Here is a 12,371-nt window from a genome sequence, read left to right on the forward strand (position 1 = left end):
CTCCCCCGCCCGTCAGCCGCCGCCCGGCAGGGCGCCGGAGAGCTCGAGCAGTTCGACGAACGCGTCGATCCCGGCGGGGACCGGCCAGTCCAGGTCGCGCATGGCGGCCAGGTCGGTGGCGGCACGCGCCGCCACGTCGGGCACGCCCGCGTCGACCGCCTTGGCCAGGACCGCCCAGCCGGCCTCCCAGCGCGGCCGGGTGAGCTCGCCCTGGACGGCGGCGACCACGGCGATGAGGAAGGCCAGCTGCCGGTCGCCGCGTTCGGGCAGGGCGAAGGCGTCCGGGTCGGCGAGGACCCGGTCCGGGTCGGGCAGGTCGAGGTGTTCCACGTACGAGAGCAGCTCGATCCCCGCCGCGTCCCCGACGGCCCCGGTGAGCGCGGCGGCCAGGGCCTCCCGGCCGGCGCCGGCCGCGTACCCGGTGGCCAGCAGCCGCAGCGCCATCTCCCAGGTCCGCGGGGAGGGCCAGGCACGGCCGCGGCCCTCGGCCTCGTTCGGCATGTGGTGGACCAGGCCGGGCCGGGCGGTCAGGAAGCCGGAGATCACGCCGCGGGCGCGGGCGACGGCCCCGGAGGCGCGGGCGGGGTCGACGGCCGGGATGGCCACCTCGGGCCAGGTTCCGGCGAGGCCGCGGGCCACGGTGCGCGGGCTGTGGGTCCAGTCGAGGTGGACGAAGCGGTTGGCCAGGGGCGGGCTGAGGTGCCAGCCGTCGGCCGCGCTGGAGGGCGGATTGGCCGCGGCGACGATCCGTACGGACTCGGGCAGGACGAGGCTGCCGATGCGGCGTTCCAGGACCACGCGCAGCAGGGCCGCCTGTACGGCGGGCGGGGCGGAGGACAGCTCGTCGAAGAACAGCAGTCCGTGGCCGGTGCGGGCGAGGCGGACCGCCCAGTCCGGCGGTGCCATGGGCACGCCGGTGGTCGCCGGGTCGTCCCCGACGATGGGCAGCCCGGCGAAGTCGGAGGGCTCGTGGACGCTGGCGATGACGGTCTCCAGCCCGACACCGAGGGCGGTGGCGAGCTGCTGCATGCCGGCGGATTTGCCGATGCCCGGCTCCCCCCACAGCAGGACGGGCTGATTGGCCGTCACGGCGAGGGCGAGCGCCTCGAGTTGGGGGTTGGTCGCGGGCTCGGTGCGGGTGGCGCGGAGCCGGGCGCCCAGGGCGTCGGCGGCCGCCAGGGCCCGCGGCTGCTGCGGCTCGGTGCTCATGCCTCTTCGGACTCCTCGTCGGCCTCGCGCTCTTCCATGTACTCGTCGAACCACTCGGAGCCGATGTCCGGGAACTCCTCCTCCACCCGGCTGCGCAGGAAGCGGAGATCGGTGCGCTTGTAGCGCCGGATCACCTGGCCCAGCGAGAGGTCCGCCTCGTCGAGGACGTCGATCCGGCTGCCGGCCGCGAGGTAGGCCCGCACCAGCTCCGCGGAGCCGCCGAACTGGACCGCCAGCTGCAGCGGGGTGAGTCCCGTCTTGGTCCGGGCCTCCAGGTCCAGGCCCGCCGCCAGCAGCCGCGGCAGGAGCACCTCGTGGTCGAGGAGGTGCAGCTCGTGCAGGAGCGTGCGCCCGCGGGCGTCGCGGACCCGGGGGTCCATGCCGGCGTCGAGCAGCGCGACGACGCCGGGGGTGTCCCCGTGCTGGGCGCGCAGGAACAGCTCCCGCCGCTCCTCCCGGAGGGCGCGCGGCAGCCGCCCCTCACCCGTGGTCCAGATCTGCTGCACGGCGAAGCAGCCCTGGATCGCGCCGCCGAACGCCCGCATGGCGCGCTCGCGCCGCTGCTCCTCGGGGCTGTGCGGGAGCAGGTCGAGCACTCCGCCCTGGGAGCGGACCTGGTGCCACTCGCCGCGGCAGCGCACCCGTACGGGCCTGGCCTCGGCGGGGCCGGGCGGACCGGCGGCGGGGCCGGCCGCGGGGAACAGGGCGGCGGCGACGAGCGGGTGGAGCTCGTCCGGGGTGATCCGGCCCGTGCGGACCAGTTCGAGGTCGGGGAGCCGCTTCCAGGCGAACAGCGGCAGCCGCGGCGCGTCCTTCAGCTCGTCCCAGCCGGCCACCCTGGCCCGGAGCCGGGCGCCCGGACCGGGGCCGGCGGGCTCCACCAGCAGGTTGCCGCGCCAGTGCACGGGCAGCCGGAACCGGTCGCCGGAACCGGCCGCGGCGAGACGGCGCACTTCCGTCGCGAGCCGCGTCAGGTCGATCGCGGAAGAGCCCATGACGGTTTCGGGGTCCGCCGTGCGGCCGTACCGCGGGACCTCCTCGGGCGCGGTCAGGTCCCGCTCGACTCCTGCGGCCCCGTACGCCTCGGCGTGGTGTCCGCGGGCGTGCAGCAGGGCCGTCCACTCGGCGTGCCCGGCCGGGTCGGCCTCGCCGGGATCGGCGGTGGGCAGCTCGCCGGGGGGCACGGGGGTGCCGTCCGGGCGGAAGAAGGGGAGCCGGTCCGCGCCGCCGGTGTGGCGTTCGCGCAGTGCGGCGGTGTGCCGGGCGTCCCAGAGCGGGCGGAGCGCGGTCCAGTCCTCGACACGCGGTTCGTTGACGGCTCCGGAGTGGATGCGGCCGAGCTCGGCCGGGCTGACCGGGGCGCAGTGCAGCCGCAGCCGCTGCGGGCCGTCGATCATCGCGCCCGTGGCCACGGACAGCACGGGCGCGTCGGCGCCGGCTCCGTAGCGGGCGAGCAGGACGCGCACGTCGGGCTCGATGGTCGTACGGCCGCCCAGGACCCGGGGCAGGTGCCAGCGCACCAGGTCCGGGGCGAGGTGGCGCAGGTCCTCCTCGACCGCTTCCGCCACCGGGGCCCCGTGGCGGGCGGCGAGCGCGGACAGGTCGAGGCGGACGTCCACGGCGGCGGCGGTGCAGGCCGCCCGCCAGTCGCCGGCCAGCCGGTGCGCGGTGGCGCGCTCGATCATCCAGCCGGGTACGGCGTGGCGACGGATCCGCCGCCACGCCGGGCCGTCCTCCGGGAGGAACCCGCCGGGCAGTTCGGTGCGGGCGCTCACCGGTACACGCTCGTGATCGCGCCGAGGTCGGCGTGGGCGGGCCGGGCGGGCCGCAGGCGGGCGCCGAAGGACCGCTTCACCTTGCGGGGCAGGCCGGGGCCGAGGCCCACGTACTCCAGCGGGGAGTCCTCGGGCACCGCGGCCAGCAGGCACTTCGCGCCGCGCCCGGTGAGCCCGGTGTGGCGCAGTTCGAGGCGGCGCAGGGGGCTGCCGGGGAGGGCGGCGGCCAGGGCGTACGCGCCCTCGTCGCCGGTGTCGTTGCCTGCGGAGCCGAGGCTGCGCTCGGACATGGCCCGGCCGAGGTCGAGGGCTTCGATCCCGCCGAGGGCGTCGGCGAGGGCCCGGGCGCCGGCCGGGCCGATGCCGTTGCCTCCGAGGCCGAGGCGGACCGGCCGCGCGGGGTCGGCCGCCGCGGCGGCGGCCAGGATCGCGGCGCCTTCGTCGCCGAGGTGGTTGGCCGGGAGGTACAGCTCGCGCACCCCGGCCTCCCGGATGAGCGCCGCGAGCAGCGGTGCGGCCTCGGCGGTAAGGCCGTTGCCGCCGAGGAAGAGGCGTTCGAGCGGGGTCTCGCGGGTGCGCAGGGCCTCGAGGAGCAGGCGTACACCGTCGGCTCCGATGCCGGTGTTGACCAGGTCGAGGGTGCGCAGGGCGCGGTTGCGACGCAGCAGGGCGGCGAGGGTCCGGGCGCCGTCTTCGCGGACCGGATTGCGCTTGAGCCACAGCGCCTTGACGCCGGTGTCGTCCGCGAGGGCTTCGGCGAGGGCGGTCACGCCGTCGGGGCCGATGCGGTTGCAGCCCAGGTAGAGGGTGTGCAGTCCGTGTCCGCCGGTGAGGGCGCGGGCGAGCGTACGGGCGCCCTCGTCGCCGATGGAGTTGGTGCCGAGGAGCAGGTGCCGGGCGTGGGCGGATGCGGCGGCGACGGCGGCCACCCGGGCGGCGCCGGCCGGTCCGAGGCCCTGCTTGCACAGGTCGACGCGGCCGTCCGCGCGCAGGGTTCCGACCGGGAACGTCTCGTCGGCCTCGACGGGGCGCTCCGCGGCGAGCCGCGCGAGCAGCGAGTCGAGCCCGGCCGGGTCGGCGATCGGCAGGTCGGGGTGCTCGATCGCGGGGCAGCGTACGGGTGTCGGCTGCGTCATCACCACTCCACCGGTCCTTCGCCGGTGCCCGGCGTCCACAACGACATGGGAAAAGCATCAAGAAGACGCAAGACCGGTCGGATTCGAACCGACGTCCTCCAGCTCGATGCGTGGGCGCGACGACCTCTGCGCTACGGCCTTGCTGCGGCAGATCATACCCATCCGCCAGCTTGAACTCGATCACCAGTTTGAACGATGACGGGCCGGTCGCGCAGGGATTTTCCCTCGGACGGGACGTCGGCCACAGGCGGGTGGAATATCCGGATAAACCGGACTCACTCCTTTTCGGCCGGAGCATTGCTTTCCATGCCGTCCGCACCGAATTCGCCCCGCGCTCGGCCCCCTTTATCCCGCTTGCTGCACAATTCGCCGGAGAAACGCCGCTCACGCCGGATCGTTACCTCAAGTTTTGCTCAATTGCAGTGACATCGCGCGGGGCGCCTTCCTAGCTTCCTCGTACACGCGTCACGACTCTTCTTGACGCCTTCGTACGAATCCGCGGTTCCCCCCGCTGCCGGCGATCCCCGCAGTGCATCCCGCGGCCCCTGAGGAAAGAGTGCAGCATGAAGGTTCCCAAGGCCGGTGCTTTGGTCGCAGTGGTCGGCCTCGCCCTGACCGCCTCCGGGTGCGGCGGTGACAGCGGCCCCAAGGGGAACCTGGAGATCGGCATCAAGTTCGACCAGCCGGGCGTCGGGCTGCGCGAGCAGGGCGGCACCTTCTCCGGTTTCGACGTGGACGTCTCGACGTACATCGCCAAGGAGCTGGGCTACAAGCCGGAGCAGATCGAGTTCAAGAAGGTCGACAGTTCCGACCGCGAGCTGCTGCTGCAGTACAACGAGGTCAAGTTCGTCGCGGCCAGCTACTCGATCAACGACAAGCGCAAGGAGAAGGTCGACTTCGCCGGCCCGTACTTCCTCGCGCACCAGGACCTGCTGGTCCGCGCCGACGACACCACGATCACCAAGGCCGAGGACCTCAACAACAAGAAGCTCTGCTCGGTCACCGGCTCCACCTCGGCGCAGAACGTCAAGGAGAAGCTCGCCCCCAAGGCGAGCGTCCTGGAGCTCGACGGGTACTCGGAGTGCGTCGTCGCGCTCCAGGACGGCCTGGTCGACGCCCTCACCACGGACAACTCCATCCTGGCCGGGTACGCCGCCCAGAAGGCCAACGCCGGCAAGTTCAAGCTGGTCGGGCTGAGCCTGAGCAACGAGAACTACGGCATCGGCGTCAAGAAGGGCAACAAGGACCTCCAGACCAAGATCAACGCCGCTCTGCGGAAGATGGTCCAGGACGGCTCCTGGGACGCCGCGGTGAAGAAGAACTTCGGCCCGGCCAACTACAAGAACGAGCCGGCCCCGCAGATCACGACCGGCAGCTGACGTCCGCCGCGAGGCCCCCGGCTCCGATCGGTCGGAGCCGGGGGCCTCGCCGGCTCTCGCGCACGTCAGGCCAGCGGGGCCTTGGCGCGCAGCACCTTCAGGAACTCCCGCATCCAGGCGGAGTGGTCGGGCCAGGCCCGGGCCGAGACCAGCGTCCCGTCGACCACCGCCTCGGAGTCCTCGTACGCGGCCCCGGCGGCCTTCATGTCGAGTTCCAGCGCCGGGTACGCGGTCACCCGGCGGCCCTGCAGAGCTCCGCTCGCGGCCGTGATCAGCGGGCCGTGGCAGATCTGGGCGACCGGCTTGTCGGCGCCGGTGAAGGCCGCCAGGATCCGCCGCACCTCGGGATCGTTGCGCAGGTACTCCGGCGCCCTGCCGCCCGGGACGACCACGGCCGCGTACTCCTCGGGCACCACGTCGGCGAACGCCACGTCGGCGGGCCAGGTGTAGCCGGGCTTCTCGGTGTACGTGTCGAAGCCCTCCTCGAAGTCGTGCACCACGAACCGCAGTTTCTTGACCGCCGGCGCCGCGATGTGGACCTCGTACCCCTCCTCGAGCAGGCGCTGGTACGGGTAGAGGACCTCCAGCGACTCCGCCGCGTCGCCGGTCACGATGAGGATCTTCACTGCCATGGGCTGCTCCCGGTAGGGGTGTTCACGGTGTGCACGGTCCACGGCCCCGGCCGGGGCCCCCGCCACCGTGCCCGCGACGGAGCGTTCTGCCAAGGGGCACTCACCCGTTCGGCCCAGTGGGCGCCGGGGGCAGAATCCGGCCTTCCGACACATGGATTTTACCTGTAAGGCACATGACAATGTGAACCTCGGCTCTGCCACCTGACGCCCCGCCAACTGCCATGGCGGGGGCGGTGCCTGCGAAGAGGTATCCCCCACATCATGAAGATCTCCCCACGCGCCCCCTGGGTCGCCGGCCTCGCCGTCGCGACCCTGGCCCTCATTCCGGCCACCGCGTCGGCCGGCTCCCGGGCCACGGCGGCTCCCCACGCCGACGTTGCCGCCACCACCGCCGGCGCATCCGCCGACGCGTACTACGCGGCCGCCGAGGGCAAGACCGGAGCCGCGCTGAAGACCGCGCTCCACAACATCATCAAGACCCAGTCCAAGGTGACCTACGAAGGCGTGTGGAACGCGCTGAAGGTGACCGACCAGGACCCGGCGAACCCGAACAACGTCATCCTCGTCTACTCCGGCCGCTCGCAGTCCAAGTCCACCAACGGCGGCGGAGCCAACGACTGGAACCGCGAACACGTCTGGGCCAAGAGCCACGGCGACTTCGGCACGGCCACCGGCCCGGGCACGGACCTGCACCACCTGCGCCCGGAGGACGTCACGGTCAACAGCACCCGCGGCAACAAGGACTTCGACATGGGCGGCAGCCCCGTCGCCGAGGCCCCGGGCAGCTTCACCGACTCCGACTCCTTCGAGCCGCGCGACGCGGTCAAGGGCGACGTCGCGCGCATGCTGCTCTACATGGCCGTGCGCTACGACGGCGGCGACGGCTTCGCGAACCTGGAAGTCAACGACAAGGTCGACAACGGCAGCGCCCCGGCGATCGGCCGGATCAGCGTGCTCAAGCAGTGGAACCAGCAAGACCCGCCGGACGCCTTCGAGCAGCGCCGCAACCAGGTCATATTCGACCAGTTCCAGCACAACCGGAACCCGTTCATCGACCACCCGGAGTGGGTCAACTCCATCTGGTGACCCCGCCCCGGCAGCCACGGGGCGGCCCACGAGGGTTGGGCCGCCCCCTGCCGGGTATTCGCAGGCCAGAGGCTGTGGTGCGCGCCGCCCGGCGACGCCGGCCGATGGAGGTCGCCATGGACGGAGCCGGACTGTCCGACCACGAGCGGCGCGCCCTGTCGGCGATCGAGGCCGACCTCGAAGCGGACCGCTCCCTGCAGCGGATCCTGCGCGCCGCGCACGCCCGCCCGCGCTACCGCGTCCTGGCCGCCTGTCTCCTGGCCGCGCTGACCGCGGCCCTGCTGGTGGCGGCCGCCGTCACCGTGTCGCCCCCGCTGATCTGGGGGTTCGCCGCGGCCTGGGCCCTGACCGTGGTCCTGGCCCTGCCGCTGGTCGGACGGTGGATCCGCCGCCGCTGGCAGCTCCGGGAGCACGCAGATCGGCCGTAGGCCGTCGTGGGGCGGTCGTAGGGCGTGTCCTGGAGCGACCGCCTCGTCACTGCTCGCCGAACAGCATCCACTTCTCCGTGTCCGCCAGGGGCTGGAAGCCCGCCTTGGCGTAGACGGCGTGCGCGTCGGCCGTCGCGAGCATCACCCGGCGCAGCCCGTACGGGGCCAGGTGGTCGCGGATCGCGGCGACGAGGCCCGTCCCCAGGTTCCTGCCGCGTGCGGCGCGGTCCACGTAGACGTCGCACAGCCAGGCGAAGGTGGCCCGGTCGGTGACGACGCGGGCGTAGCCGAGCTGGGCGCCCGAGGCGGTGTCGTAGACGCCGAAGTTCAGGGAGTGCGCAATGGCCTCGTCCTGCTTCTCCCTGCTGCGGCCCAGGGCCCAGTACGAGTCTTCGGACAGCCAGCGGTGGATCAGCTCGGCGTCGAGTCGGGCGGGGTCGGTGGACAGCTCGCAGCCGTCCGGCAGTTCCGTGTTCATCCCGGCATCCAAGCAACGCGGCCAAGGCTCGGGCCAGCGATTTTACGGAACGTCCGGACGGCTCAGCCCGGCGGCTGGAGCCGGTCGGCGAGCGCCTTGAACTCGGTCCAGGCGGGCTGCGGCGGGCGGGCGTCCCAGACCTTCTGGGAGAGCGCCGCGAGCGGCAGCCGAATCCCCTCGGCGACCTGCGCCTGGGTCTGGGCCCCGGCCAGGTCGCTCCAGACGGCGAGCCGGGCGCCGAGGATCTGCGCCGCGTACCGGTCGGGCACCGGGGTGGTGCCGCGCAGCACGAGCGGGGTCCACTGCTCGTAGATCCGCTTGCCGGTGGGGTAGGTGAACTGGTTCGGCTGGCCGAGCACGTAGTAGAGGTACTCGTCGTTCAGATTGACCAGTTTGCGGCCCTCGCGCAGGTACTCCAGCGGCGGCCGGGCCCCGGTCTCCTTGCCCGTCCAGTACTCGACCTGGATGTCCTTGGCCGCCTGGACCACTCCCCCGGTGAAGAAGCCGTCGTTCCACGCCTTGGGCGTCTTGCCCGCCGGACGCACCACGTCCGCACGGTCGTCGAGCCAGCCTTCGGCCAGGTCCTGGATGCGCGCCGAGGGTCCGTACTTCTGCCGGGCCGCCAGGGCGAGCTGCGGGAAGGAGGCCTGCGGGTCGCGGTAGACCAGCGCCTGGTACTCGTCGGCGCCCAGGTGCCAGAACCCGCCGGGGAACAGGGGCAGGTACTCGCGGAGCAGTTCGTCGACGAGCTTGGCCGAGGCCGGGTTCGATATGTCCACGGCGCCCTTCACCGCCCTGCCCTGTACGTCGCGCAGCTGGAGGGCGGGGTGGGCGCGCAGCACGGCGCCGAGGTGGCCGGGCGAGTCGAGCTCGGGGACGACCGTGATGTGCAGGCGGGCGGCGAGGGCGGTGATCCGCCGGACGTCGGCCTTGCTGAGGTGGGGCGTGGAGACGATCTCGGGGTGGGTGTCGGACTGGATCCGGAAGGCCTGGTCGTCGGAGAAGTGCAGGCCGAGCTGGTTGAGCTTGAGGTCCGCCATGCGGCGCATCTCGTCCTCGATCCAGCCGACGGTGAAGTTCTTGCGGGCTATGTCCAGGTTCAGCCCGCGCTGCGGCTTGGCCGGAGCGTCGCGCACGGTGCCCTCGGGGGCCGAACCCGCGGACTTCACCGCCTGTTTGAGGGTGCGCGTGCCGTAGAAGACCCCGGCCTCGTCGGGGCCGGTGACCCGGACCCGCCCGCCCTGGACGGTCATCGTGTACGACTCGGGCGGTCCGGAGGTCTTGGCGCCGAGGGCCAGCTCCACGTCTCCGGTGTGCGGGTCCGCGGTCTCCGCGAAGCCCATGCCCAGTTCGCCGGCGAGCAGCCTGCCCTCGTCGGCGAGGGCGGCCGCGTTCGCGGGCGGTACGACGACCCGTGCGCCGGCGGCCGGCTTCCAGCCGGGGCCGCGGGCCGCAGTGTGCTCCCGTACGGCCGGAATGGTGCGGGGGGCCGTGGACAGGGCGTACGACGGGGTCGGCGAGGGGTCGGGGGCGCCGGGCGCGGAGGGCGTGCCGGCGGGGACGGTGGCTCCGGCGGTGCCGGACTCCCCGGGGCTGCGGGCTTCGTCGGAGGCGGCCGTGCACCCCGGCACGGCGAGGGAGACCAGCGCGGCCACGACCGCCGTGGCGATGACGTGGCTCCGCCTGACCTGCCGTGGCCGAACCTGACCGGACTCTCGCATCATGCACCCCTGTCCCCCGTACCAAAGTGGCACGGGGGACGGGGGCGCGCGACCCGGAGGCCGGGTCGGGAGGGTCAGACCAGCGCTTCGAGGGCGGCCGCGGCGAAGCCGTGGTCCTGGTCGGGGGCGCCGCCGCCCACGCCGATGGCGCCGACGAGGCGGCCGTCGCGGTGGACCGGCAGCCCGCCCGCGATGAACAGCAGCGGACGGTCGAGGGCGGTGGGCAGGGTGTGGAAGAGCCCGCCGGGCCGGACGGCGTCGACGAGGTCGGCGGTCGGGGCGTCGAGCTGGAGGGCGGTGAAGGCCTTGCGGGTGCTGGTCTCGCCGGATATCAGCACGGCGCGGTCGTCGCGGCGGAAGGCGAGCGGGTGGCCGCCGGCGTCGAGGACGGTGACGCTGACCGTGACCCCGGCCCGCTCGGCGGCGGCGCGGGCCGCCTCGACGAGGAGCTCGGCGTCCTCGGTGGTCAGCGGGGCGACGGCGGTGCGGGCGGGGGTGGTGGTGCCGGACATGCGGGTTCTCCTGGATCGTGGTGCGGATGTCGTACGGGGCTGCCGTACGCGGGGGGCGTGGATCAGTGGTGGGCGGGCACGGGGGCGGACGCCGGGGCTCCGGCCGTGACGGCCCGGCCCTGGCCGCCGGTGCGGGCGGCCGTACGGCGCTCCAGCGCGCCGGAGACGAGGGCGAGGACCAGGGCGGAGGCGGCGAGCGCGGCGCCGACCCAGTTCGGGGCGGTCCAGCCGAGGCCGGCGGCGATGACGAGCCCGCCCAGCCAGGCGGCGAGCGCGTTGCCGAGGTTGAAGGCGCCGATGTTGACGGCGGAGGCGAGCGTCGGGGCGCCGGCGGCCTGGTCGAGGACCCGCTTCTGCAGCGGAGGCACGGTCGCGAAGCCCAGGGCGCCGATCAGCACGATCGTGGCGGCGGCGGCGATCTTGTGGTGGGCGGTGAGGGTGAACACGGCCAGGACGACGGCCAGGGCGCCCAGGGACACGTACAGCATCGGCATCAGGGCGCGGTCGGCGAACCGGCCGCCGATGAGGTTGCCGGCGACCATGCCGAGGCCGAAGAGGACGAGGAGCCAGGTGACGGAGGTGTCGGCGAAGCCGGCCGCGTTGGTCATCATCGGCGTGATGTAGGTGATCGCGGCGAAGACGCCGCCGAAGCCGAGGACGGTCATCGCCATGGCGAGCAGCACCTGGACGTTGCGGAAGGCGGCCAGCTCGTGGCGGATCCGGACGCCCTCGGGCCGGGGCAGCTCGGGGACCAGCCTGGCGATGCCGAGCAGGCCGAGGACGCCGAGGGCGGCGACGATCAGGAAGGTGACGCGCCAGCCGAGGGTCTGGCCCACGAGGGTGCCGAGCGGGACGCCGACGACGTTGGCCACGGTCAGCCCGGTGAACATCATGGCGATCGCGCCGGCCTTCTTCTCGGGGGCGACGAGCCCGGCGGCGACCACCGAGCCGATGCCGAAGAAGGCTCCGTGGGCGAGGGAGGCGACGACGCGCCCGGCGAGCATGACGCCGAAGGCGGGGGCGAGCGCGGAGAGCACGTTGCCCGCGATGAACAGGCCCATGAGCAGCATCAGCATGCGCTTGCGGGGGACCCGGGTGCCGAGGACGGTCATGAGCGGGGCGCCGAGGACGACGCCCAGGGCGTATCCGGTGACCAGGAAGCCGGCGGTGGGGATCGAGGTGCCGTAGTCGGCGGCGACCTCGGGGAGCAGGCCCATGATCACGAATTCTGTGGTGCCGATCCCGAAGGCCCCGATGGCCAGGGCGAGGAGTGCGAGAGGCATGAGGGGGTGCCCTTCAAGGGGGAGGTGGTGGTGCAGTCCGCGACACTTGCCGTCGCCGCTTACGTGCGTCCACATTAATTGCAGACGCGGGATAATTGCAAACGCGGGCTATTGCGGCAGTGGCCTATCCTGGGAGGGCACCCGTGGGAACGCGGGGACGGGAACACCGGAAGCGGTGTGAAGGAGCAGGGAGCAGCCATGACGGCCACCGACAGCGCACTCACCGGCCTCGCCCAGGGCTGGTGCGCCCTCTCCCTGCTGCACGGGCGGATCGAGGCCCACATCGAGCGGGCCCTTCAGGCCGGCCACGGGCTGAGCGTGCGCGAGTACTCGCTGCTGGACGTCCTGAGCCGCCAGCACAGCGGCCCGGGCGGCCACCTTCGGATGCACCAGGTGGCCGACTCGGTGGTGCTGAGCCAGAGCGCGACCACCCGGCTGGTCAGCCGGCTCGAGGACCGCGGTCTGCTGAACCGCTACATCTGCGATACGGACCGCCGGGGCATCTACACCGACGTGAGCGAGGCGGGCCTGACCCTGCTCGCCGCAGCCCGGCCGACGAACGACACCGCTCTGCGCGAGGCACTGGCCGAGGCCGGCCGCAACCCCGAACTCGCCCCGCTGGTCGCGGCGGTGGAGAACACCCCCTAGGGCGTGTCCGCAATGTCGATTGGTCGTTACTGCGTTCGTGGTGCGACGTCATGAACTGACTGATCAGGCCTGGGAAGTCATCGG

The 12,371-nt window shown here is 73.2% G+C and carries 12 protein-coding genes and 1 pseudogene; 4 read left to right on the forward strand and 9 right to left on the reverse strand.

The window, feature by feature from the left end; translation table 11 throughout:
• Positions 1-12: 12 nt before the first annotated feature.
• The 4 genes and pseudogenes from ACFY1T_RS27165 to ACFY1T_RS27180 all read right to left on the reverse strand — a co-directional run bounded on the left by ACFY1T_RS27165 (position 13) and on the right by ACFY1T_RS27180 (position 4,261).
• Positions 13-1,209, reverse strand: a complete 1,197-nt coding sequence (locus tag ACFY1T_RS27165; protein ID WP_390790495.1) for an AAA family ATPase — start codon at positions 1,207-1,209, stop codon at positions 13-15.
• On the reverse strand, positions 1,206-2,984 hold the full coding sequence (locus tag ACFY1T_RS27170; RefSeq protein ID WP_390790496.1) for an ankyrin repeat domain-containing protein: 1,779 nt from the start codon (positions 2,982-2,984) through the stop codon (positions 1,206-1,208). Before ACFY1T_RS27170 ends, ACFY1T_RS27165 begins: the two co-directional genes overlap by 4 nt.
• Positions 2,981-4,120, reverse strand: coding sequence for a gala protein (locus ACFY1T_RS27175; protein ID WP_390790497.1), 1,140 nt, complete (start codon positions 4,118-4,120; stop codon positions 2,981-2,983). Before ACFY1T_RS27175 ends, ACFY1T_RS27170 begins: the two co-directional genes overlap by 4 nt.
• A 68-nt stretch (positions 4,121-4,188) precedes the next feature.
• A pseudogene (locus tag ACFY1T_RS27180) lies at positions 4,189-4,261 on the reverse strand.
• A gap of 422 nt (positions 4,262-4,683) precedes the next feature.
• On the opposite strand from ACFY1T_RS27180, the gene ACFY1T_RS27185 reads away from it, so the two are divergent.
• The gene (locus ACFY1T_RS27185; RefSeq protein ID WP_390790498.1) at positions 4,684-5,499 is read left to right on the forward strand and encodes a glutamate ABC transporter substrate-binding protein; all 816 of its coding nucleotides are present in this window, start codon (positions 4,684-4,686) and stop codon (positions 5,497-5,499) included.
• Between the two features lie 65 nt (positions 5,500-5,564).
• Here the strand turns inward: ACFY1T_RS27185 and ACFY1T_RS27190 are convergent, their stop codons facing one another.
• Entirely contained in the window at positions 5,565-6,131 is a 567-nt protein-coding gene (locus tag ACFY1T_RS27190) for a DJ-1/PfpI family protein (RefSeq protein WP_030872259.1), read from the reverse strand.
• Positions 6,132-6,392: 261 nt separating this feature from the next.
• On the opposite strand from ACFY1T_RS27190, the gene ACFY1T_RS27195 reads away from it, so the two are divergent.
• Positions 6,393-7,217, forward strand: a complete 825-nt coding sequence (locus ACFY1T_RS27195; protein ID WP_390790499.1) for an endonuclease I family protein — start codon at positions 6,393-6,395, stop codon at positions 7,215-7,217.
• A 116-nt stretch (positions 7,218-7,333) separates the two neighbouring features.
• A complete protein-coding gene (locus ACFY1T_RS27200; protein WP_390790500.1) occupies positions 7,334-7,645 on the forward strand; it encodes a DUF3040 domain-containing protein in 312 nt (103 codons plus the stop codon).
• Between the two features lie 46 nt (positions 7,646-7,691).
• On the opposite strand, the gene ACFY1T_RS27205 is transcribed toward ACFY1T_RS27200, so the two are convergent.
• From ACFY1T_RS27205 to ACFY1T_RS27220, 4 genes are all read right to left on the reverse strand, one after another.
• Positions 7,692-8,123 carry a GNAT family N-acetyltransferase gene (locus tag ACFY1T_RS27205; protein WP_390790501.1) on the reverse strand — a complete coding sequence of 144 codons (432 nt, stop codon included), beginning with the start codon at positions 8,121-8,123 and terminating at the stop codon, positions 7,692-7,694.
• A gap of 62 nt (positions 8,124-8,185) precedes the next feature.
• Positions 8,186-9,847, reverse strand: coding sequence for a family 20 glycosylhydrolase (locus tag ACFY1T_RS27210; protein WP_390790502.1), 1,662 nt, complete (start codon positions 9,845-9,847; stop codon positions 8,186-8,188).
• A 71-nt stretch (positions 9,848-9,918) separates the two neighbouring features.
• The gene (locus ACFY1T_RS27215) at positions 9,919-10,356 is read right to left on the reverse strand and encodes a heme-binding protein (RefSeq protein WP_390790503.1); all 438 of its coding nucleotides are present in this window, start codon (positions 10,354-10,356) and stop codon (positions 9,919-9,921) included.
• Positions 10,357-10,418: 62 nt separating this feature from the next.
• Positions 10,419-11,639 carry an MFS transporter gene (locus ACFY1T_RS27220; RefSeq protein ID WP_390790504.1) on the reverse strand — a complete coding sequence of 407 codons (1,221 nt, stop codon included), beginning with the start codon at positions 11,637-11,639 and terminating at the stop codon, positions 10,419-10,421.
• A gap of 198 nt (positions 11,640-11,837) precedes the next feature.
• Here ACFY1T_RS27220 and ACFY1T_RS27225 point away from each other — a divergent pair, with 198 nt between their 5' ends.
• Complete coding sequence (locus ACFY1T_RS27225) at positions 11,838-12,287, forward strand: MarR family winged helix-turn-helix transcriptional regulator (protein ID WP_390790505.1); 450 nt, start codon at positions 11,838-11,840, stop codon at positions 12,285-12,287.
• Positions 12,288-12,371 lie beyond the last annotated feature (84 nt).

Origin of the sequence: Streptomyces sp. NPDC001194 (assembly GCF_042896985.1) — a bacterium.
Classification (GTDB): domain Bacteria; phylum Actinomycetota; class Actinomycetes; order Streptomycetales; family Streptomycetaceae; genus Streptomyces.

Coding starts and splice junctions, on each gene's coding strand:
- ACFY1T_RS27165 (WP_390790495.1), bottom strand. CDS start 1,209: ATGAGCACCGAGCCGCAGCAGCCGCGGGCCCTGGCGGCCGCCGACGCC.
- ACFY1T_RS27210 (WP_390790502.1), bottom strand. CDS start 9,847: ATGATGCGAGAGTCCGGTCAGGTTCGGCCACGGCAGGTCAGGCGGAGC.
- ACFY1T_RS27225 (WP_390790505.1), top strand. CDS start 11,838: ATGACGGCCACCGACAGCGCACTCACCGGCCTCGCCCAGGGCTGGTGC.
- ACFY1T_RS27205 (WP_390790501.1), bottom strand. CDS start 8,123: ATGAACACGGAACTGCCGGACGGCTGCGAGCTGTCCACCGACCCCGCC.
- ACFY1T_RS27185 (WP_390790498.1), top strand. CDS start 4,684: ATGAAGGTTCCCAAGGCCGGTGCTTTGGTCGCAGTGGTCGGCCTCGCC.
- ACFY1T_RS27220 (WP_390790504.1), bottom strand. CDS start 11,639: ATGCCTCTCGCACTCCTCGCCCTGGCCATCGGGGCCTTCGGGATCGGC.
- ACFY1T_RS27200 (WP_390790500.1), top strand. CDS start 7,334: ATGGACGGAGCCGGACTGTCCGACCACGAGCGGCGCGCCCTGTCGGCG.
- ACFY1T_RS27175 (WP_390790497.1), bottom strand. CDS start 4,120: ATGACGCAGCCGACACCCGTACGCTGCCCCGCGATCGAGCACCCCGAC.
- ACFY1T_RS27215 (WP_390790503.1), bottom strand. CDS start 10,356: ATGTCCGGCACCACCACCCCCGCCCGCACCGCCGTCGCCCCGCTGACC.
- ACFY1T_RS27195 (WP_390790499.1), top strand. CDS start 6,393: ATGAAGATCTCCCCACGCGCCCCCTGGGTCGCCGGCCTCGCCGTCGCG.
- ACFY1T_RS27190 (WP_030872259.1), bottom strand. CDS start 6,131: ATGGCAGTGAAGATCCTCATCGTGACCGGCGACGCGGCGGAGTCGCTG.